Origin of the sequence: Actinomadura sp. CNU-125 (assembly GCF_001942465.1) — a bacterium.
Classification (GTDB): domain Bacteria; phylum Actinomycetota; class Actinomycetes; order Streptosporangiales; family Streptosporangiaceae; genus Spirillospora.
The window spans coordinates 1-18,324 of the sequence record NZ_MKJY01000079.1; the positions used below are offsets into that span (position 1 = coordinate 1).

General features: G+C 73.9%; 21 protein-coding genes, 1 pseudogene and 1 riboswitch. Of the genes and pseudogenes, 13 read left to right on the forward strand and 9 right to left on the reverse strand.

What is annotated here, in order from left to right:
- Nucleotides 1–187: hypothetical protein (locus BJF79_RS59330; RefSeq protein WP_262401838.1), on the reverse strand; the 187-nt coding region annotated here is incomplete at its 3' end.
- Between BJF79_RS59330 and BJF79_RS10840 the strand changes: the two genes are divergently transcribed.
- The 3 genes from BJF79_RS10840 to BJF79_RS10850 all read left to right on the forward strand — a co-directional run bounded on the left by BJF79_RS10840 (nt 186) and on the right by BJF79_RS10850 (nt 1,315).
- On the forward strand, nt 186–374 hold the full coding sequence (locus tag BJF79_RS10840) for a hypothetical protein (RefSeq protein ID WP_262401839.1): 189 nt from the start codon (nt 186–188) through the stop codon (nt 372–374). The two genes, BJF79_RS59330 and BJF79_RS10840, sit on opposite strands and share 2 nt — an antisense overlap.
- 160 nt (nt 375–534) lie before the next feature.
- Nucleotides 535–699, forward strand: coding sequence for a hypothetical protein (locus BJF79_RS59335; RefSeq protein WP_262401840.1), 165 nt, complete (start codon nt 535–537; stop codon nt 697–699).
- A gap of 10 nt (nt 700–709) precedes the next feature.
- Nucleotides 710–1,315 carry a GNAT family N-acetyltransferase gene (locus tag BJF79_RS10850; RefSeq protein ID WP_075896759.1) on the forward strand — a complete coding sequence of 202 codons (606 nt, stop codon included), beginning with the start codon at nt 710–712 and terminating at the stop codon, nt 1,313–1,315.
- On the opposite strand, the gene metF is transcribed toward BJF79_RS10850, so the two are convergent.
- Nucleotides 1,249–2,211, reverse strand: a complete 963-nt coding sequence (gene metF / locus BJF79_RS10855) for a methylenetetrahydrofolate reductase [NAD(P)H] (RefSeq protein WP_075896761.1) — start codon at nt 2,209–2,211, stop codon at nt 1,249–1,251. The genes BJF79_RS10850 and metF overlap by 67 nt on opposite strands.
- 181 nt (nt 2,212–2,392) lie before the next feature.
- Here metF and BJF79_RS10860 point away from each other — a divergent pair, with 181 nt between their 5' ends.
- The 4 genes from BJF79_RS10860 (at nt 2,393) to BJF79_RS10875 (ending at nt 7,333) form a co-directional block, all read left to right on the forward strand.
- Nucleotides 2,393–3,445, forward strand: coding sequence for a polyprenyl synthetase family protein (locus BJF79_RS10860; RefSeq protein WP_075896763.1), 1,053 nt, complete (start codon nt 2,393–2,395; stop codon nt 3,443–3,445).
- 144 nt (nt 3,446–3,589) lie between these two features.
- The gene (locus BJF79_RS10865; protein ID WP_075896765.1) at nt 3,590–4,141 is read left to right on the forward strand and encodes a carboxymuconolactone decarboxylase family protein; all 552 of its coding nucleotides are present in this window, start codon (nt 3,590–3,592) and stop codon (nt 4,139–4,141) included.
- A 133-nt stretch (nt 4,142–4,274) separates the two neighbouring features.
- Complete coding sequence (locus tag BJF79_RS10870; RefSeq protein WP_075896767.1) at nt 4,275–6,197, forward strand: glycoside hydrolase family 3 C-terminal domain-containing protein; 1,923 nt, start codon at nt 4,275–4,277, stop codon at nt 6,195–6,197.
- Between the two features lie 176 nt (nt 6,198–6,373).
- Nucleotides 6,374–7,333, forward strand: coding sequence for a serine/threonine-protein kinase (locus BJF79_RS10875; protein WP_075896769.1), 960 nt, complete (start codon nt 6,374–6,376; stop codon nt 7,331–7,333).
- Nucleotides 7,334–7,345: 12 nt separating this feature from the next.
- Here the strand turns inward: BJF79_RS10875 and BJF79_RS57175 are convergent, their stop codons facing one another.
- From BJF79_RS57175 to BJF79_RS10890, 5 genes are all read right to left on the reverse strand, one after another.
- Nucleotides 7,346–7,507, reverse strand: coding sequence for a hypothetical protein (locus tag BJF79_RS57175; protein ID WP_187356984.1), 162 nt, complete (start codon nt 7,505–7,507; stop codon nt 7,346–7,348).
- Nucleotides 7,508–7,593: 86 nt separating this feature from the next.
- A complete protein-coding gene (gene thiE / locus BJF79_RS10880) occupies nt 7,594–8,265 on the reverse strand; it encodes a thiamine phosphate synthase (RefSeq protein ID WP_083733332.1) in 672 nt (223 codons plus the stop codon).
- 125 nt (nt 8,266–8,390) lie between these two features.
- Entirely contained in the window at nt 8,391–8,765 is a 375-nt protein-coding gene (locus BJF79_RS10885; protein WP_075896783.1) for an Rv2175c family DNA-binding protein, read from the reverse strand.
- Between the two features lie 97 nt (nt 8,766–8,862).
- Nucleotides 8,863–9,099, reverse strand: coding sequence for an oxidoreductase C-terminal domain-containing protein (locus BJF79_RS65445; RefSeq protein WP_316043321.1), 237 nt, complete (start codon nt 9,097–9,099; stop codon nt 8,863–8,865).
- On the reverse strand, nt 9,057–10,097 hold the full coding sequence (locus BJF79_RS10890; protein ID WP_316043322.1) for an FAD/NAD(P)-binding oxidoreductase: 1,041 nt from the start codon (nt 10,095–10,097) through the stop codon (nt 9,057–9,059). Before BJF79_RS10890 ends, BJF79_RS65445 begins: the two co-directional genes overlap by 43 nt.
- Before the next feature lie 96 nt (nt 10,098–10,193).
- Nucleotides 10,194–10,307: riboswitch (TPP riboswitch) on the forward strand.
- Between BJF79_RS10890 and thiO the strand changes: the two are divergent.
- From thiO to BJF79_RS10920, 6 genes and pseudogenes are all read left to right on the forward strand, one after another.
- Nucleotides 10,297–11,446: pseudogene (gene thiO, locus BJF79_RS10895) on the forward strand (glycine oxidase ThiO). (Overlaps the previous riboswitch by 11 nt.)
- On the forward strand, nt 11,443–11,643 hold the full coding sequence (gene thiS / locus BJF79_RS10900; RefSeq protein WP_075896771.1) for a sulfur carrier protein ThiS: 201 nt from the start codon (nt 11,443–11,445) through the stop codon (nt 11,641–11,643). The pseudogene thiO and the gene thiS overlap by 4 nt, the downstream one beginning before the upstream one ends.
- Nucleotides 11,643–12,446: a thiazole synthase gene (locus BJF79_RS10905; protein ID WP_316043323.1), complete on the forward strand. Its 804-nt coding sequence runs from the start codon at nt 11,643–11,645 to the stop codon at nt 12,444–12,446. The genes thiS and BJF79_RS10905 overlap by 1 nt, the downstream gene beginning before the upstream one ends.
- A gap of 146 nt (nt 12,447–12,592) precedes the next feature.
- Nucleotides 12,593–13,612, forward strand: coding sequence for a DMT family transporter (locus tag BJF79_RS10910; protein WP_075896773.1), 1,020 nt, complete (start codon nt 12,593–12,595; stop codon nt 13,610–13,612).
- 224 nt (nt 13,613–13,836) lie between these two features.
- On the forward strand, nt 13,837–15,672 hold the full coding sequence (gene pknB, locus BJF79_RS10915; RefSeq protein ID WP_262401842.1) for a Stk1 family PASTA domain-containing Ser/Thr kinase: 1,836 nt from the start codon (nt 13,837–13,839) through the stop codon (nt 15,670–15,672).
- A 23-nt stretch (nt 15,673–15,695) separates the two neighbouring features.
- Nucleotides 15,696–16,547 carry a deoxyribonuclease IV gene (locus BJF79_RS10920; protein ID WP_075896775.1) on the forward strand — a complete coding sequence of 284 codons (852 nt, stop codon included), beginning with the start codon at nt 15,696–15,698 and terminating at the stop codon, nt 16,545–16,547.
- 435 nt (nt 16,548–16,982) lie between these two features.
- On the opposite strand, the gene BJF79_RS10925 is transcribed toward BJF79_RS10920, so the two are convergent.
- Nucleotides 16,983–17,762, reverse strand: a complete 780-nt coding sequence (locus BJF79_RS10925) for a LytR/AlgR family response regulator transcription factor (RefSeq protein ID WP_075896777.1) — start codon at nt 17,760–17,762, stop codon at nt 16,983–16,985.
- 75 nt (nt 17,763–17,837) lie between these two features.
- Nucleotides 17,838–18,324, reverse strand: a 487-nt coding sequence (locus BJF79_RS10930) for a sensor histidine kinase (RefSeq protein WP_262401841.1), incomplete at its 5' end; no start/stop codon positions are given.

Genomic DNA, 18,324 nt, shown 5'->3' on the forward strand with positions numbered 1-18,324 from the left:
GCGGGCGGCGTTCGAGGACGACGAGGCCGTCCCGGCCGCGGTCTGGACGCGGCTGAAGGCCGACGCCGACGATCCCGACTACACCGCGCGGCTGTACGAGCGGCTGGCCCGGCGGGCGCGCGCGGCTGCTGGCCGGGGCGCAGGGCGACGAGGCGCGGCTGCGGGTGATCCGCGCGGCGCTGGGCATGGCGAGCAACGAGGTCCGTATGGACGTCGCGTGGCTGCGGGCGTTCCTGGCCGAGGCGGAGCGCGCGGGGGTGCGTCCGGTGGCCGTCGAGATCCTGACGGGCGCCGACTGGAGCGCGCGTACACGGGAGGCCGTCGGGAAGCTGGATCTGACGACGGCTTCGCAACCGGGCGGAGCGGACGAGTGAGCGCGCCGCCGCCGGGGAGCCTGCCGCCGCCGATCGAGGGCGCGGCGCGTCCGCGCTGGCGCCGACGGAGCGGCCCAACCCGGCGTACGCGCAGCTCTACCGGGCGTACGCGGACGCCTACGGCGGGATCGACCGGCTGCGGCAGGCCCTCGACGCGCCCGTGAAGACGCTGGGCGGGACGGACGCGTGGCTCGGCCCGGAGGCGCGGGAGTGGGGTTCGCGGCTGGACGCGGAGCGGGGACGGCTGCGGAAGGCGGCCGACCGGATCCTGTGGGACATCTACGATCGGCTGTCCGCCACCCCCCGTACCCTCCCCCGGGTCTAGGCTCGGGCGGGTGAGGGACGCGAAGCTGCGCGAGATCGACGAACGCGCCTTCCTGCGCAGGCTTGATCCGATGCTGAACGTCTACGGCGCGGCGATGGATCCGCCGCCGGAGCAGCTGCCGGGACGGCGCACCATCATGGAGCGGCACACGACGTATCCGGGGTTCCGGGCGTTCGTCGCGGAGCGCCGGGGCGCGCTCGCGCGCCTGCCGGGGCCGCTGCACGGGTTCGCGTACGGGTTCCACGGCGCGCGCGGCCAGTGGTGGCACGACGTCGTCCTCGATGCGCTGGCGGCGCGGGGCGGCCCGGAGCACGCGGCGACGTGGCTGGAGGACGCGTTCGAGGTCGCCGAGCTGCACGTCCGTCCGGACGCGCAGGGGCGGGGGCTGGGCCGGGGCCTGCTGACGTCGCTGTGCGAGGGCAGGCCCGAGCGGACGGTGGTGCTGTCGACGCTGGAGCGGCGGCCGGACACCCCCGCCCGCCGGCTCTACCGGTCGGTCGGCATGGTGGATCTGCTGACCGACTTCGAGTTCCCGGGCGGGGGTCCCCGCTACGCGGTCATGGGCGGGACGCTCCCGCTCGCCGCCCCGCCGGCCAATGGGGTGCGGTCGCAGTAGCCGTCGGCCTCCAGCAGGCCGTAGACCTCGCGCGTCGCCGTCGACTTGTTGAACGTGATGAAGTGGACGCCGGGCGCGCCCTGGTCGAGCAGTTCGCGGGACAGTTCGGCGGCGTGCTCGATGCCGAGGCGGCGGACGGCCTCGGGGTCGTCGGCGACGGCGTCGAACCGGGCCTTGACCTCGGGCGGGAACGGCGCGCCGGACAGCTGCTCGGACCGTTCGATGGTGCTGATCTGGGTGACCGGCATGATCCCGGGGATGATCGGGATGTCGCAGCCCGCGGCGGCGACGCGGTCGCGCAGCCGGAAGTAGTCCTCGGCGCGGAAGAACATCTGGGTGATGGCGTAGTCGGCGCCCGCGCGGCACTTCTCGACGAAGTACCGGGTGTCGCTCTCGATGTCGGGCGAGCGCGGGTGCTTGTAGGGGAACGCGGCGACGCCGACGCTGAAGTCGCCGGTGGCGCGGATGAGCCGGACGAGGTCGGCGGCGTACTCGACGCCGTCGGGGTGCTTGATCCACTCGCCCATCGGGTCGCCGGGCGGGTCGCCGCGCAGGGCGAGCATGTTGCGGACGCCCGCGGCGGCGAGCCGTCCGATGAGGTGGCGGAGTTCGGCCTGGGAGTGGTTCACCGCGCAGAAGTGGGCGACGGGGGTGAGGGTGGTGTCGGTGGCGATGTGCTCGACGATGTCGACGGTGGTGTCGCGGGTGCCGCCGCCCGCGCCGTAGGTGACTGAGACGAACGTGGGCTGCAGGGGTTCGAGTTCGCGGATGGTACGCCAGAGGTTCCGTGTGCCCTTCTCGGTCTTGGGCGGGAGGAACTCGAAGGAGAAGGACCTTCCACCGGTGGCGAGCAGTTCGCGGACTGTGGGGGGCCGCTCGGGGCGTACGGGTCGCATCCCACCAGCGTACAGAAGGTGCCGGGCATGGGCCGGGGGCCGGGCCGGTTCCGGCCCGGGCCAGGGAAGACGTGTGAACTTACACCCACTTATCCCCTAAAACCTGAGATTTCCTAGGATCGTCGGACATCTCGCGCTACTCACGGGCGGTTGAATGCCTCCGAATGGATACGATCACGACATGTCGACGAGCCGCATCCGCAAGGAGGTCGACGAGGCGCTGCTCGCCTTCGTCGATCGGCAGCGCCCGGGCCTGCTGGCCATCAGCGACGACCTGTCGCCGCTGCTGGGGGCGCTGGACGCCCTGCTGGGCGGCGGCAAGCGGCTGCGGCCGGCGTTCTGCTACTGGGGCTGGCGCGCCGCGGGCGGCGGGGCCGACGCGGGCATCGTGGGCGCGGCGGCGTCCCTGGAGCTGCTGCAGGCGAGCGCGCTGATCCACGACGACGTCATGGACTCCAGCGACACGCGGCGCGGGCAGCCGTCGGTGCACCGCCGGTTCGAGGCGCTGCACGGCGCGCAGGGCTGGCCGGGCGACGCCGCGGCGTTCGGTGCGGGCACCGCGATCCTGCTCGGCGACCTGTGCCTGGCGTGGTCGGCGGAGATGTTCGAGACGTGCGGGCTGGACGGCGAGCGCAGGCGGCGCGGCCGGACGGTGTACGACCTGATGCGCACCGAGGTCATGTGCGGCCAGTACCTCGACATGCTGGAGGGGACGCGCGGCGCGGCCACGGTCGCCACGGCGCTGCGGGTGGTCGAGTACAAGAGCGCGAAGTACACGATCGAGCGGCCGCTGCACCTCGGCGCGGCGCTGGCCGGGGGCCGTCCGGACGTGCCCGCCGCGCTGACCGGCTACGGACTGCCGCTCGGCATCGCGTTCCAGCTCCGCGACGACGTCCTGGGCGTGTTCGGCGACCCGGCCGAGACGGGCAAGCCGGCGGGCGACGACCTGCGGGAGGGCAAGCGCACGGTGCTGGTCGCGCTGACGCTGGAGCGGGCGGACGCGGCGCAGGCGGCGGCGCTCGAACGGCGGCTCGGCGACCCGGAGCTGGACCGGCCCGGGGTGGACGAGCTGCGCTCGATCATCGAGGAGACCGGCGGGCTCGCGGCCTGCGAGGAGATGATCGAGCGGTACCTCGACGAGGCGGAGCGGGCCCTGCGGGCGGCGCCGATCACCGAGGAGGCGCGGGAGGCGCTCGCCGGGCTGGCGGTCGCCGCCACGTCCCGCCGCACGTGAGCGGCCGCACGTGAGCGGCCGTACCTGAGCTGCCTTACCTGAGCGGGCGTCCGGACACGCGGGCGTTCCGTAGATTGGCACGATCCGGCCAATCGCCGTGATCTCTCTAGCACTGTCCCACCATTTGGTGGCAGAAATGTCGCCATGTGCGCCGACACCCCCGGGGACCGCGTCCCGCGCATCGCCCCGCTGCCGCAGGAGCAGTGGGACGACGTGCTCAAGGCCGTCACCGACACCACCGGTCCGCTGAACGTCTTCACGACGCTGGCCCGCCATCCGTCGCTGTTCCAGTCCTGGATCGGCCTCGGCTCCGCCCTGCTGATGGGCGGCCTGCTGTCCGGCCGGGACCGGGAGCTGGCCATTCTGCGGGCGGCGCACCACCGCTCCTGCGAGTACGAGCAGGCCCACCATCGCGGGCTGGCGCTGGACGCCGGGCTCACCGCGGACGAGATCGACGCGCTGCGCCGCGACCTCGACGACCATCCGTGGAGCGACGACGACCGGATGGTGCTGGCCGCCGCGGACGAGCTGAACGAGCGCTCCGCGGTGACGGACGCCACGTGGACGGAGCTGTCCACCCGGTTCGGCGAGCGCGAGCTGATCGAGCTGGTGATGCTCGTCGGCCACTACCACATGGTCGCGTTCGCGCTGAACGCGCTGCGCGTCCAGACCGAGGGCGAGGGCGAGGAATCATGACGATCCGGACCGGACGGCTGCTGCCCGCGGTGGGCGCGCTCGCGTGCGCGCTGGCGCTCGCGGTCGTCCCCGGGCACCCGGACGGGGCGCGGGCCGCGACGGGACGCTGCGGCGACCCGGCCGAGCGGCCCTGGTGCGACACCTCGCTGAGCGCGGACCGGCGGGCCGGGCTGCTGCTCGCGAAGCTCACCGACGACGAGAAAATCGCGCTGCTGTCGTCCGACGACCCGTTCGGCGGCCCGCTCGGCGGGTTCTTCGACTGGGCGCACGCCGACACCAACAACGGCATCGAGCGGCTCGGCGTCCCGCCGCTGTACATGGCCGACGGCCCGGCCGGCGTGCGGCAGGGGCAGGCGACGGCGCTGCCCGCGCCGATCGCGCTGGCCGCGACGTTCGACCGGGACGCGCGCGGCTGTACGGCAAGACGGTCGCGTGGGAGGCCAGGCACCGCGGCAACGACCTGGTCTTCGGCCCGACCGTGGACGTGCTGCGCACGCCCCTCAACGGCCGGACGTTCGAGGGGTTCGGCGAGGACCCGTACCTGTCGGCCGGGCTCGGCGCGTCCTGGATCAAGGGCGCGCAGGGGCAGGGCGTGATGGCCTCGGTGAAGCACATGGCGGTCTACACCCAGGAGAAGGACCGCCTCGAACTGAACATGGCGGTCGACCCGCGCACGCTCCGCGAGATCTACCTGCCGCCGTTCGAGGCCGCCGTGAAGGAGGGCGGCGCGGCGACCGTCATGTGCGGGTTCGGGAAGCTGAACGGCCGCTGGGCGTGCCACGACGGGGAGGCCCTGAACGGCGTCCTGCGGTCGGAGTGGGGCTTCGACGGGATGGTCCTGTCCGACCACACCGCCGTGCACGACACCGTCGAGGCCGCCAACGGCGGCTTGGACATGGAACTGCCGATCGGGATGCGTTACAACGCGTTCATGCTGAAGACGGCGCGCGGCCAGGGCAAGGTCAGCCAGGCCGCCATCGACGGGCACACCCGCAACGTCCTGCGGACGATGTTCGAGTTCGGCGTCTTCGACCGCCCGGCGTACCCGAACGACCTCGCCCGCATCGACCGGACGGCGAGCGAGAACGCCGCCCGCGCGATCGCCGAGGACGGCGTCACGCTGCTGAAGAACGACGGCGTCCTCCCCCTCGCGGCACCGAAGAAGATCGCGCTGATCGGGCGGGCGGCGCGGGAGAGCCAGTCCGGGTTCGGGTCGGCGAAGGTCGTCCCGTTCGAGACGGTCAGCGCGCAGGAGGGGCTGACCGCGCGCGCCGGGGCGGGCGCCGCGGTCACGTACCGGGACGGCGACGACCGGGGCGCCGCGGCGGACGCGGCCCGCGACGCCGACGTCGCGATCGTGTTCGCGACCGACAGCCAGGGCGAGTTCTTCGACAAGTCGTGCCTGACGCTGGAGTGCGGGGAGCCGCTGCGCGGCGACCAGGACGGGCTGATCTCCGCGGTCGCGGCGGCGAACGAGAACACGATCGTGGTGCTGCAGACGGGCGGGCCCGTCCTCACCCCGTGGGCGGACGACGTCGCGGCGGTCGTCGAGACCTGGTACCCGGGGCAGGAGGCCGGGGGCGCGCTGGCCCGCGTCCTGTACGGGGACGTCGACCCGGGCGGGCGCCTGCCGGTCACGTTCCCCGCCGAGGAGGCGCACGCGCCCACGGCCGGGAACCCCGCGCAGTACCCGGGGGTGAACAAGACCGCGACGTTCTCGGAGGGCGTCATGGTCGGCTACCGGCACTACGACAAGAACGGCATCGCGCCCAAGTACCCGTTCGGGCACGGCCTGTCGTACACGACGTTCGGCTATGGCGGCTTGAAGGTCTCCTCGAAGCAGGTGAGCGTGACGGTCAAGAACACCGGTGGCCGCACGGGCGTGGCCGTCCCGCAGATGTACCTCGGCCTGCCTTCGCCCGGTGTGGACGTCCCGCAGCCGCCCAAGCAGCTCAAGGGCTTCACCAAGGTCACGCTGGAGCCGGGGCAGAGCAAGACCGTCACGTTCCCGTTGAGCGCGCGCGATCTGTCCTACTGGAACGTGGAGGCGAAGTAGTGGAAGGTCGCGGACGGCTGCTACAAGGTCATGGTCGGCGGCTCGTCGCGGGACATCGCTCAGCAGGGATCGTTCGGGTCGTGCGGGTAAAGAAGATCCCCGTTCCGCTGCAGGACAGGACGGTCACACGGTACAAATAAGGACCCTTCACATCCTCCCCCAGCCGGAGCCACCCCGTGTCCCCTGCCACCCGGCCGTCCGCGTCCCGCCCCCGCGACCTGCGACGACGCCTCGCGTCCGAGCTGGGCCCCGGCGACCCGGACGACATCGGCGGCCGGCCCCTGCTGGGCCGGCTCGGGGAGGGCGGCCAGGGCGTCGTCTACCTCGCCGAGGACCACGACGGCGGGCTCTGCGCGGTCAAGCTGCTGAAGGGCGGCATGGCGGCCGGGCGGCGCGCCCGCGACCGGTTCGTCAAGGAGGCGGACGCGGCGCGGCGGGTCGCCGGGCGGCACACGGCGCAGGTGCTGGACGCCGACGTGACCGGCGACCGCCCCTACATCGTCAGCGAGTACGTGGACGGCCCGTCGCTGCAGGAGATCGTGGCCGGGGACGGGCCGCTCCCGGAGCGGCGGCTGCACCGGGTCGCGCTCGGCACGGCCGCCGCGCTCGCCGCGATCCACCGCGAGGGGATCGTGCACCGCGACTTCAAGCCGGGCAACGTGCTGCTCGGCCCGGACGGCGCCAAGGTCATCGACTTCGGCATCGCGCGGATGGCGGACGCGACGCCGCTGACCACCGGGCCGCTCGGCACGCCCGCCTACATGGCCCCGGAGCAGATCGAGGACGAGCCGGTCGGGCCGTCCGCGGACGTGTTCGCGTGGGGCGCGGCGATGGTGTTCGCCGCCACCGGGCGGCCCCCGTTCGGGACCGGGCCGAACGCCGCGGTGATGCGCCGGGTGACGTCCCGGCCGCCGGAGCTCGGCGCTCTGGACGGCCCGCTGCGCGATCTCGCGGCCCGCTGCCTCGACAAGAACCCGCAGGCCAGGCCGTCCGCACGGCAGCTCGTCCGGGCGCTGCGCGAGTGCGCGGGCCCGGCGCCCCGGCCGCGGCCGACGCGCATCCCGCGCTACCGCTGGCGCATGATGGTCGCGCTCGCCGTCGTGATGACGGCGGGCTTCGTCATCGGCGTCCTCTAGGGGCCGGACGGCTCACCAGTGCGGCGGCCGCTCCGCCAGCAGGCGGGCGTCGTCGTCACCGCCGCCGCGCCACTCGCCCCAGCCGGTGTCGGTGTCGTCGGACGTCTGGTCGGGCAGGACGGCGAAGTCGTCGTCGAGGTCGACCGGCCGGTCGTCGTCGGGTCCCACGCTCATGATCCCCATTGTGCGGCACGGCGCGCGCGGACGAACCGTGCGGGCGGTCACACGAGCGGGTCACACGAATCGGTCACACGGGCCGGTCACACCGTGGCGAGGCGGCGCGCGAACTCCGCGGCGGCCGCGCCCGGGTCGTCCGCCTCGGTGATCGCCCGCACCACGACGACGCGGCGGGCGCCCGCGTCCAGCACCCGGTCGAGGTTGCCGAGGTCGATGCCGCCGATCGCGAACCAGGGCCGGGAGAACTTCTCTCCGGCCGTGTAGTCGAGCAGGCCGAGGCCGGGCGCGGGACGTCCGGGTTTGGTCGGCGTGGGCCAGGTCGGGCCCGTGCAGAAGTAGTCGGCGCCGGGCTCGACCGCGGCGGCCGCCGCCTGCTCCGGCGAGTGCGTGGACCGGCCGATCAGCACGTCCCCGCCGACGATCTCGCGGGCGGCCGGGACCGGGAGGTCGTCCTGGCCGAGGTGCAGCACGTCGGCGCGGACGGCGTGCGCGACGTCCGCGCGGTCGTTGACCGCCAGCAGCGCGCCGTGCCGCTCGCACGCGGCCCGGAACACCTCCAGGTGCGCCATCTCCTGCCGCGCCTCCAGGCCCTTCTGCCGGAGCTGGACGATGTCCACGCCGTTCGCGAGGACGGCGTCCAGGAACGCGGGCAGGTCGCCCCGCTCCTCCCGCGCGTCCGTGCAGAGGTAGAGACGGGCGCGGTCGAGCCGGGCGCGCAGGGCGACGGCGCGGTCGGAGGGCAGGTGCCTGGACACGGTGGGACGGACTTCCTCTCGGGCTTTCGGGCAAGGGTGCGGGGGCCACGCGCGGCGTGGCCCCCGATTTCACGTGGTCGGGTCGGGTGGAACCGTCAGAACGCCATCGGTCGGGACGTCACCGGTCAGAATGCCATCGCCTGGGCGCGGCGGCGCACCTCGGTCCCCCGGTTCTCGGTGAGCGCGTCGACCGGTGTCCCGGGCAGCGTGTCGTCGGCGGTGAACAGCCAGCGGACGGTCTCGACGTCGCTGTAACCGGCGTCGGAGAGCACGGTGAGCGTGCCGGACAGTCCCTTGATCACCTGACCGTCCTTGATGAAGGCGGCGGGGACCATCGGCTCGCCGTTCCGGCGGACCGCCAGCAGCTTGCGCTCGCTGATGAGCTGCTTCATGCGGTTGGGCTTGATGCCGAGCCGCTCGGCGGTCTCCGGGAGGGAGAGCCAGTCTCCGGCGAGGGCGTCGGTCCGGGGGTCGAGTGCGCTTTCAACGGTTGCGTGCATCTGCGTCACGCCCCCTTTGCTACCACGCCTTCGGAACCGCCAAACCACCTTGACGACCACCTGTTTCGCGTGAAGACTCCGCTACACGCGAACGGCCCTATCCGCGGACCGTCTGCCGGACCGGCACGTCCGGATCGGCGAGCGCGTCCGGGTCGACCGACGCCCCGGCCGCGATCGCGCGCCGCGCCTGGACGAGGTCGCGGGGGCGGTCGACGGTGAGGATCGCGTCGAGGCGGTCGCCGGTGAGCCACGCGAGGGCCCATTTGCGCCCGTCCGGGTCGCCGCGCCGGATCATCCGCTCGGACGCCGCGTGGTTCCCGGCGTACTGGACCATCCGGCCGAACTGCTCGGACCAGAAGTACGGGGCCGCGTCGTACCGGGCCTCCTCGCCGAGGAGGGTCGCGGCGGCGATCTCGGGGGCGTTGAGGGCGGTGTCCCAGTGCTCGACCAGCAGCCGCCGCCCGTACCGCTCCGACCACCAGGCGGCGCAGTCCCCGACGGCGACGATGTCGGGGCGCGGCTCGCCGGGCGTGCCGGGCTCGGCGCCCTCGTGGCAGGTGCGGAAGCCGGCGTCGGTGACGACGCCGCGCTCCAGCAGCAGGCCGGACCCGGCGAGCCAGCCGAGGCCGAGACGACGCCGACGCCGACGACGACCGCGTCGGCGTCGATGCGTCCGGCCGCGCCGTCGGCGGCGAGGACGAGGCCGCGGTCGTCGACCTCGGCGACCTTCACGCCGGTGCGCAGCTCGACGCCCGCCTCGGCGTACCAGGGGGCGGTCAGCGCGCCCGCCTCGGGGCCGAGGGCGTTCGCCAGGGGCGTGTCGGCGGCCTCGACGACGGTGACCGCGCAGCCCTTCTTCGCGGCGGTGGTGGCGACCTCGGCGCCGATCCAGCCCGCCCCGACGATCGCGACGCGGGCGCCCTCGGTCAGCAGGCCGCGCAGCTCGCGGGCGTCCTCGATGGTGCGGACGACGTGCTGGCGGCCGTCCCCGGGCAGCGTGATCGGGGTCGCGCCGGTGGCGATGACCAGGCCGTCGAACGGCAGGTCGCCGGCCGTGGTGGCGACGACGCCGCCGCGGCCGGGCCCGTCCGGGCGCAGCGCGGTGGCGCGCTCGCCGAGGAGCAGGTCGCAGCGCAGGGCGTCCCAGTCGGCGTCGACGGTGGTGTCGTCGGAGTCGCCCGCGAGGACGGCCTTCGACAGCGGCGGCCGGTCGTACGGCCGGTGCCGCTCGGCCGAGACGAGGGTGAGCGCGCCCTCGTACCCCTTCTTGCGCAGGGCTTCGACGGCGCGCACGCCCGCCAGCCCGCCACCCACGACAACGACCCTCTCCATGGCGCTCACCCTAGTGGGCGCCCCACCGGCCTGGACACGTGTCCAGACGGTCGTGTACGTCACAGCAGTCGTAAAGTGGGGAAAGAGCACCCAAAACACCACAGACGCGGGAGTCCGGTGCGACCGGGCTGAGAGGGCGGCTGAACGGGCCGCCGACCGCCACGACCTGATCCGGATCATGCCGGCGAAGGGAGCGCACATGGAGATCGTCGTCATCGGGGCCGGGATCATCGGCCTGGCGGCCGCCTGGCGGACCGCGCAACGCGGCGGATCGGACGTCACGGTGACCCTCGTCGATCCGGAGCCCGCGAGCGGCGCGACGTCCGTCGCGGCGGGCATGATCACCCCTGTCAGCGAGCTCGCCTACGGCGAGGAGCCGCTGCTGCGGCTCAACCTCGACTCCCGCGACCGCTACGACGCGTTCGTCGCGGAACTGGAGGAGCTGACCGGCGCCCGCACCGGCTACCGCGACGACGGCCTGCTCCAGGTCGCGTTCGACGCCGACGACCTGGCCGTCCTGGACGACCTGCGCCGCTTCCAGGCGGACCTCGGCCTGCCCGTCGAGGCGCTGACCGGGCGGGAGTGCCGCAAACGGGAGCCGATGCTGCGCCGGGCGTCCGCGGCGGCCTGCTCGCGCCGCGCGACGGCTCGGTCGACACGCCGCGCTCGCCGCCGCGCTGCTGGCCGCGTGCGGGAAGTCCGGCGTGCGGCTCGTGCGGCGCCCCGCGAAGGGCGTGGTCGTCGAGCGCGACGCGGCGGCGGGCGTCCGGCTGGAGGACGGGACGGTCGTGCGGGCCGACCGCGTGCTGCTGGCCGCGGGCCCCTGGTCGGACGACCTGGAGGGCCTGCCCGCCGGGACCGTTCCGTCCGTGCGTCCCGTCAAGGGCCAGGTGATCCGGCTGCGCACCCGCGTCCCGTTCCTGCGGCGCTGCACGCGCGGGCTGGTGAAGGGCTCCCCGGTGTACCTGGTGCCGCGTGCGGACGACGGCGAGATCGTCCTCGGCGCCACACAGGAGGAGCTCGGGTTCGACCGGCGCGTGACGGCGGGCGGCCTGTGGGAGCTGCTGCGGGACGCCCGCGAGCTGTTCCCCGGCGTCACCGAGCTGGAGTTCGCCGAGGTCACGGCGGGGCTGCGGCCCGGCTCCCCGGACAACGCCCCGGTGCTGGGGCACTCGGCGCTGCCCGGGCTCGTCCTCGGCACCGGGCATTTCCGGCACGGCGTCCTGCTCGCGCCCGTCTCGGCGGACGTCCTGTCGGCGCTGCTGCTCGACGGCCCGGTGCCCGAGGTCGCCCGCCCGTTCTCCCCCGACCGATTCTCCCCCGAACGGATTTCCGAGGTGAACCGATGAAGGTCATCGTCAACGGCGAGCCGCGCGAGCTGCCGGACGGCACGAGCGTGGCGGCCGCGGTCGCGGCCGTGAGCGCGGCGCCGTCCGGTGTGGCGGCCGCGCTGAACGACGAGGTCGTCCGCCGGGCGTCCTGGGAGGCGACGCCGCTGCGCGACGGCGACCGCCTGGAAGTGCTGACCGCCGTGCAGGGGGGCTGATGATCATGACCGACACGACGACCGGGGCGGCCCGGGACGACGCGCTGGTGATCGCGGGCGAGGAGTTCGGCTCCCGGCTGATCATGGGGACGGGCGGCGCGCCCAGCATGCAGGTGCTGCGGGAGGCGCTGACCGCGTCCGGGACGGAGCTGACCACGGTCGCGATGCGGCGGGTCGACCCGGCGGCGCGCGGCTCGGTGCTGGACGTGCTCAAGGAGTGCGGCATCCGCGTGCTGCCCAACACCGCGGGCTGCTTCACCGCGGGCGAGGCGGTGCTGACCGCCAAGCTCGCCCGCGAGGCCCTCGGGACGAACTGGGTCAAGCTGGAGGTGATCGCGGACGAGCACACGCTGCTGCCCGACCCGATCGAGCTGGTCGAGGCCGCGGAACAGCTCGTCGACGACGGGTTCGCCGTGCTGCCGTACACCAACGACGACCCCGTCCTGGCGCGGCGGCTGGAGCAGGCGGGGTGCGTCGCGGTGATGCCGCTCGGCTCCCCGATCGGCTCGGGACTCGGCATCCGCAACCCGCACAACATCGAGCTGATCGTCGAGCGGGCGGGCGTCCCGGTCGTCCTGGACGCCGGGCTCGGCACCGCCAGCGACGCCGCGCTGGCCATGGAGCTGGGCTGCGACGCGGTGCTGCTGGCCACGGCCGTGACCCGCGCGCAGTCCCCCGCGACGATGGCCGCCGCGATGCGGCACGCCGTCGAGGGCGGGCGGCTGGCCCGGCGCGCCGGGCGGATCCCCAAGCGCCGCTACGCCCAGGCGTCGTCGCCCTTCGAGGGCCTCGCCTCGATGTAGCGTTCCTTAACCGTACCTCAAGCATTATTCGCTGGACCTGAACAATGGGCCGCTCCCAGACTGGGGGCGGCCCATCGGTTTCCGGCGGCGCAACCGCGCGCCGAACTTCGGGGTTCAGCGAAACGATCCCAACCTAAGGTCGGCTCATGGCACAGGACAGCTCTCCCCCCGAGACCGCGAAGGGCGTCGACAAGCGGGCGGTCGCGGCCGCCACCGTGACGGTCGTCCTATGGGCCTCGGCGTTCGTCTCCATCCGCAGCGCGGGCGAGGCGTACGACCCGGGCGCGCTCGCGCTCGGGCGGCTGCTCTCCGGGACGATCGTGCTCGGCGCGATCTGGCTCGTCCGCCGCGAGGGCCTGCCGCCGCGCGGCGCGTGGCCCGGCATCGCCGCCGCGGGCGTCCTCTGGTTCGGCATCTACATGGTGGCCCTGAACTGGGGCGAGCAGCTCGTGGACGCCGGAACCGCGGCCCTCGTCGTCAACATCGGGCCCATCCTGATCGCGCTCCTCGGCGGCTGGCTGCTGAAGGAAGGCTTCTCCTCCCGGCTCCTCGCGGGCCTGGCCGTGGCGTTCGCCGGCGCCGCCGTCGTCGGGCTGTCGATGTCCGGCGGGAAGGGGTCGCCGCTGCTCGGCGTCCTGCTGTGCGTCGTCGCGGCCGTCACCTACGCGGGCGGGGTCGTCAGCCAGAAGCCCGCGCTGCGGCACGCGTCGGCGCTGCAGTTCACCACGTTCGCGTGCGCCATCGGCGCCGTCGCGACGCTGCCGTTCGCCGGGCAGCTCGCCTCGCAGGCCGCCGACGCCCCGGCGGGCGCGACCCTCAACATGATCTACCTCGGCGTCTTCCCGACCGCGCTCGCCTTCACCACCTGGGGTTACGCGCTGGCGCGCACGTCCGCCGGGAAGATGGGCGCGACGACCTACGCCGTCCCCGCGATCGTCGTGCTGATGTCGTGGGCGTTCCTCGACGAGGTCCCCGGGGCGGTCACCCTGCTCGGCGGCGTGCTGTGCCTGGCGGGCGTGGCCGTGTCGCGCAGCACACCGCGCGGAAATCGGCGGCGCGGACGGGAGAACGCCCAGGTCACCGCAGCCCCTGCCGCAACGGACGTCCCGCCCGCCGCACCCGACGCGTCACCCTCCGCACTCACCCGGGCTCATCCTCGCGGCTGATGAGTTCAGCGGCCGTCCCGCCGTACACTCGCTTCGATGGACACGTCGGTCGCAGATCCACTCGTCGGGCAGCTGCTCGACGGGCGCTACCGCATTGAGTCGCGCATCGCGCGCGGCGGCATGGCCACGGTCTACCTCGCGCGCGACAGCAGGCTCGACCGCGTCGTCGCGGTCAAGGTGATGCACGCCGCCTCGCCTCCGACGAGGACTTCGTCGACCGTTTCATCGGCGAGGCCAAGGCCGCCGCCGCCCTGTCGCACCCCAACGTCGTCGCCGTGTACGACCAGGGGACCGACGGTGAGCGCGGCTACCTGGTGATGGAGTACGTCGCGGGCCGGACGCTGCGCGAGGCGCTCACCGCCCGCGGCCGGTTCGGGCCGCGCGCCGCGCTGGAGACCATGCAGCCCGTGCTGGCCGCCCTCGGCGCCGCGCACCGCGCCGGGCTCGTCCACCGCGACGTCAAGCCGGAGAACGTCCTCATCACCGAGGACGGCCAGGTCAAGGTGACCGACTTCGGCCTGGCGCGGGCCGAGTCGGCGAGCCGGATGACCAAGACCGGGCTGATCATCGGCACCGTCGGCTACCTGGCGCCCGAGCAGGTGACGTCCGGCAGCGCCGACGTCCGCTCGGACGTCTACGCCGCCGGGGTGCTGCTGTTCGAGCTGCTCACCGGGCGGCTGCCGCACGAGGGCGACACGCCGCTCGCCGTCGCCTACAAGCACGTCAACGAGACCGTTCCGCCGCCGTCCGAGCTGGTCCCGGGGCTGCCGCGGCGCGTCGACGACCTCGTCACGGACGCGACGAGCCGCGACCCCGCGCGCCGTCCGGCGGACGCGAACCAGTTCCTCGCCGAAGCCGCCGAGGTCCACGGCGGGCTGCCGCCCGACATCGATGCCCGCGTCGAGGAGACGTCCCGCACCGCCACGGCCGTCCTGGAGGCGCCCGCCCCGCCCGACGCCACGCGGGTCGACGGCGACCCCGCCGGCGACGGGCGCACGGCGATGCTCCCGCAGGACCCGCCGTCGCACGTCCTGCGCTTCCCGGAGGACGTGCGCGGGCACACCGCCGTCCTCGATCCGGGCGAGGACCCGGCCGGCCCCCCGCCGCGCTCCCGCGGCGACCGCTTCGTCGGGGCGCTCACGGGCCGGTGGGCGCTCGTCGCCATCGGCGCGATCGCCGCGGTGATCCTCGGGTGGGCCGTCTGGTACCAGACGTCCGGCCAGTACGAGCACGTCCCGTCCGACATCGTCGGGATGGAGCTGGCGGACGCCCGCGGCGCGCTCGCCGACGCCGGGATCTCCGTCCGCGTCGCCGAACCCGTCTACCACGACCGGGTCCGCAAGGGCCTGATCGCCAAGTCCGACCCGGGCGCCGGGGCGCGCGTCGCGCAGGGCGAGACCGTCACGCTGACGCCGTCGAAGGGGCTCACCCCCCGCGACGTCCCGGACGTCGCGGGCAAGACCCTCGACGAGGCGAAGAAGATCCTCGCCGACAAGGGTTTCAAGGTCGGCGAGACGAGCACCCGCGGGTCGCAGACCGTCGCGAAGGACCGCGTCATCGGCACCGACCCCGCCGCCGGGAAGGACCTGTCCCCCGACGAGCCGGTCGCCGTCGTGCTCAGCAGCGGCATGTCGATGCCGGGGCTCGTCGGCGCCAACGGCGACACCGCCGCGAACGAGCTCCGCTCGATGGGCCTGAACGTGACCGTCCAGAAGAAGCGGGTCGAAGGCAAGGACCCCGGCAGCGTCCTCAGCCAGGACCCGGCCGAGGGAACCGGCGTGTCGCGCGGCGACGACGTCACCCTCGTCGTCAACGAGCGCGACTGCTTCATCGACGCGGGCCCGATCCAGTGGGGCTGCGACGACGACGGCGGCACCGAGAAGCTCCCGGTGCCGAACGTGACGAACCGCGGCGTGGACGAGGCCACCAAGATCCTCAAGGACTCCGGGTTCGAGGTGAACGTGACCGGCTGGGGCGGGAACACCGTCCGGTTCCAGACGCCCGGCGCGGGCGACACCGTGGCCCGCGGCGGCACCGTCACGATCGTCCGGGGGCCCTGAGCGGCGGATAGGCTGGAGGGACCATGACCTTCCAGCAGAGCCCCGTCGGGGCCCACGTCCCGGTCGCCGGCGGGCTCGCCACCGGCGGCCTGAAGTACGCCGCCGAGATCGGCGCCGAGGCGATCCAGGTGTTCGTCGCCAACCCGCGCGGATGGGCGCTCCCGGCCGGCAAGCCCGCCGAGGACGCCAAGCTCCGCGACCGCGACGACGTGCCCGTCTACGTGCACGCCCCGTACCTGGTGAACTTCGGCTCCCCGAACGAGGAGACCCTCGCCAAGTCGATCGCGACGGTCCGGCACTCGCTGGAGCGCGGGCACGTCATCGGCGCGCGCGGCGTCGTCGTCCACACCGGCTCGGCCGTCAGCCAGTCCTACGACGCCGCCATGGACCAGGTCCACGAGCACGTCCTCCCGCTGCTGGAGGAGATCCCGGACGACGGCCCGCGCCTCCTCCTCGAACCCATGGCGGGCCAGGGGAAGATGCTGTGCGCCAAGGTCCAGGACCTCGGGCCGTTCTTCGAGAAGCTGGAGCACCACCCGAAGCTCGGCGTGTGCTTCGACACCTGCCACGCGTTCGCCGCCGGGCACGACCTGGCCGCTCCGGGCGGCGCCAAGGCGACGATCGACGCGCTCGTCGAGACGGTCGGCGCGGGACGGCTCGACCTCGTCCACGCCAACGATTCCAAGGACGCGTGCGGCTCCGCCAAGGACCGGCACGAGAACATCGGCGCGGGGCAGATCGGCGAGGACCCCTTCGCGGCCCTGTTCGGCCACCCGGCGGTCGCCGGTGTGCCGTTCATCATCGAGACCCCGGGCCGCGACCCCGGCCCCCACGGCCGCGACATCGCCGCCCTGAAGCGCCTCCGCGACACCTGACCCGGCGGCCCGGAGGCCCACCCGGCGCGCCCTGCCCGGCCGGCACGGCACCCGAGCACGAAAAAGAGCTCGGGTGCCGATGGACAACCCCCCGACTGTCCATCGGCACCCGAGCCACAGGCCGTCGGGTCCCACCCCCCCGGTACGGGACCCGGCGACTCACGATCCGGCGTCGACTGGCGTGCGCCGGATCTCCGGGTGTGCTGTTGTGGGAGGTTCCGCGGCCGGTGGACGTTCGCCCTCCGGGCCGCCCGCCCCTCCGGAGGCGGGTGTCGCGTGTGGTGCCACTGAGAACACTAAGCCTGTGATGCCGCAGATCGGGGCCCGGAAAACGCGACCCGCGGCGAACGGTACGTAGTCATAGATGTGCGTAGCGTAGTCACGCGGCGAGCGGTCGGTTTCGCGGGACGAACGGGCGGCGCGCGTCCGGGCGTGTCAGCCGCGCGCGTCCCCGTCGCAGTCGCGCTGGTCGTGGTGGAACCGGCGGACGAGCAGATCGCGCACCTCGCGGGTGTGGCGGCGGCTCACCGGGAGCAGCTCGTCGCCGATCTGGACGGCGGCGCGGCCCCCGTCGAAGCGCAGCTCGGTGATGTGCGCGGACGCGACGAGCGTGCTGCGGTGGATCCGGATGAACCCGGCCGCCTCCCAGCGCTTCGTGAGCGCCGACAGCGGCATGCGGACCAGGTATCCCCCGTCGGGGGTGTGCAGCCGCACGTAGTCGCCCTGCGCCTCCACGTGGGTGACGGAGCGCCGCGACACCAGCCGGGTCCGCCCGCCGAGTTCCACCGGGATCATCTCGTCCTCGGGGTCGGCGCGCTCCTCCGCGCCGGGCGGCCGGGCGGCCGCCACCGTGACGCGCCGGATCGCCTCCGCGAGCCGCTCGGGCCGGATGGGCTTGAGCAGGTAGTCCAGCGCGCCGAGGTCGTAGGCGGCGACGGCGCAGTCGTCGTGCGCGGTCACGAACACCACGTGCGGCGGCGCGGCGAAACCGGTGAGCAGGCGGGTGAAGTCCAGCCCGTCGAGGCCCGGCATGCGGATGTCGAGGAACACCGCGTCGAGGCGCTCGCCCTCGACCAGCATCCGGCTCAGGTCGCGCAGCGCCGACGAGGCGTCGCCCGCGCCGGTGACCCGCTCGATCCGCGGGTCCCGCCGGAGCAGATGGGTCAGCTCCTCCAAGGCGGGGCGTTCATCGTCGACGGCCAGAACGCGAAGCATGAGGGCGACTTTGCCGCGATTACCGACCGTCCGCAATCGATTCCGAAAAGTGAGTGGCGTTCCGGCGTGAGATTTTCAGTTCGGGAAGACCCCCGGCCGGTACTTCGGGACCCGCAGATCGACCCTGGTCCCGGCGCCGAGGGCCGTCCGGACGGTCAGCCCGTACTCCTCGCCGTAGACCTGCCGCATCCGCGCGTCGACGTTCGCCAGCCCGATGCCGGTCCCGCCGCGCCCGTCCCGTCCGGACGACACGCTGCCCCAGCCGGTCGGGCCGGGGCCGCCCACGGGCGCGGCGAGGATCTCCTGCAGCCGCTCGGGGTCCATGCCGACGCCGTCGTCCTCGACGCTGATCGCGGCCTCGGGGCCGGAGTCGCACGCGGTGATCGAGATGTGGAACGTCTCGCGGGCGTCGGCCATCCCGTGCCGGACGGCGTTCTCGACCAGCGGCTGCAGCGCCAGGAACGGCACCGCCACGGGAAGCACCTCCGGCGCGATCTCCACCCGGAAGCGCAGCCGCTCCCGAACCGCGCGTTCAGCAGCAGGTACCGGTCGATGGAGCGCA

Bases quoted from the DNA above. Each gene is read 5' to 3' on its own strand.
- BJF79_RS10840 (WP_262401839.1), top strand. From the start codon at position 186: ATGGCGAGCAACGAGGTCCGTATGGACGTCGCGTGGCTGCGGGCGTTC.
- metF (WP_075896761.1), bottom strand. From the start codon at position 2,211: ATGCGACCCGTACGCCCCGAGCGGCCCCCCACAGTCCGCGAACTGCTC.
- BJF79_RS10860 (WP_075896763.1), top strand. From the start codon at position 2,393: ATGTCGACGAGCCGCATCCGCAAGGAGGTCGACGAGGCGCTGCTCGCC.
- BJF79_RS10865 (WP_075896765.1), top strand. From the start codon at position 3,590: ATGTGCGCCGACACCCCCGGGGACCGCGTCCCGCGCATCGCCCCGCTG.
- BJF79_RS57175 (WP_187356984.1), bottom strand. From the start codon at position 7,507: ATGAGCGTGGGACCCGACGACGACCGGCCGGTCGACCTCGACGACGAC.
- BJF79_RS10885 (WP_075896783.1), bottom strand. From the start codon at position 8,765: ATGCACGCAACCGTTGAAAGCGCACTCGACCCCCGGACCGACGCCCTC.
- BJF79_RS65445 (WP_316043321.1), bottom strand. From the start codon at position 9,099: ATGGTCCAGTACGCCGGGAACCACGCGGCGTCCGAGCGGATGATCCGG.
- BJF79_RS10890 (WP_316043322.1), bottom strand. From the start codon at position 10,097: ATGGAGAGGGTCGTTGTCGTGGGTGGCGGGCTGGCGGGCGTGCGCGCC.
- thiS (WP_075896771.1), top strand. From the start codon at position 11,443: ATGAAGGTCATCGTCAACGGCGAGCCGCGCGAGCTGCCGGACGGCACG.
- BJF79_RS10905 (WP_316043323.1), top strand. From the start codon at position 11,643: ATGATCATGACCGACACGACGACCGGGGCGGCCCGGGACGACGCGCTG.
- BJF79_RS10910 (WP_075896773.1), top strand. From the start codon at position 12,593: ATGGCACAGGACAGCTCTCCCCCCGAGACCGCGAAGGGCGTCGACAAG.
- BJF79_RS10920 (WP_075896775.1), top strand. From the start codon at position 15,696: ATGACCTTCCAGCAGAGCCCCGTCGGGGCCCACGTCCCGGTCGCCGGC.
- BJF79_RS10925 (WP_075896777.1), bottom strand. From the start codon at position 17,762: ATGCTTCGCGTTCTGGCCGTCGACGATGAACGCCCCGCCTTGGAGGAG.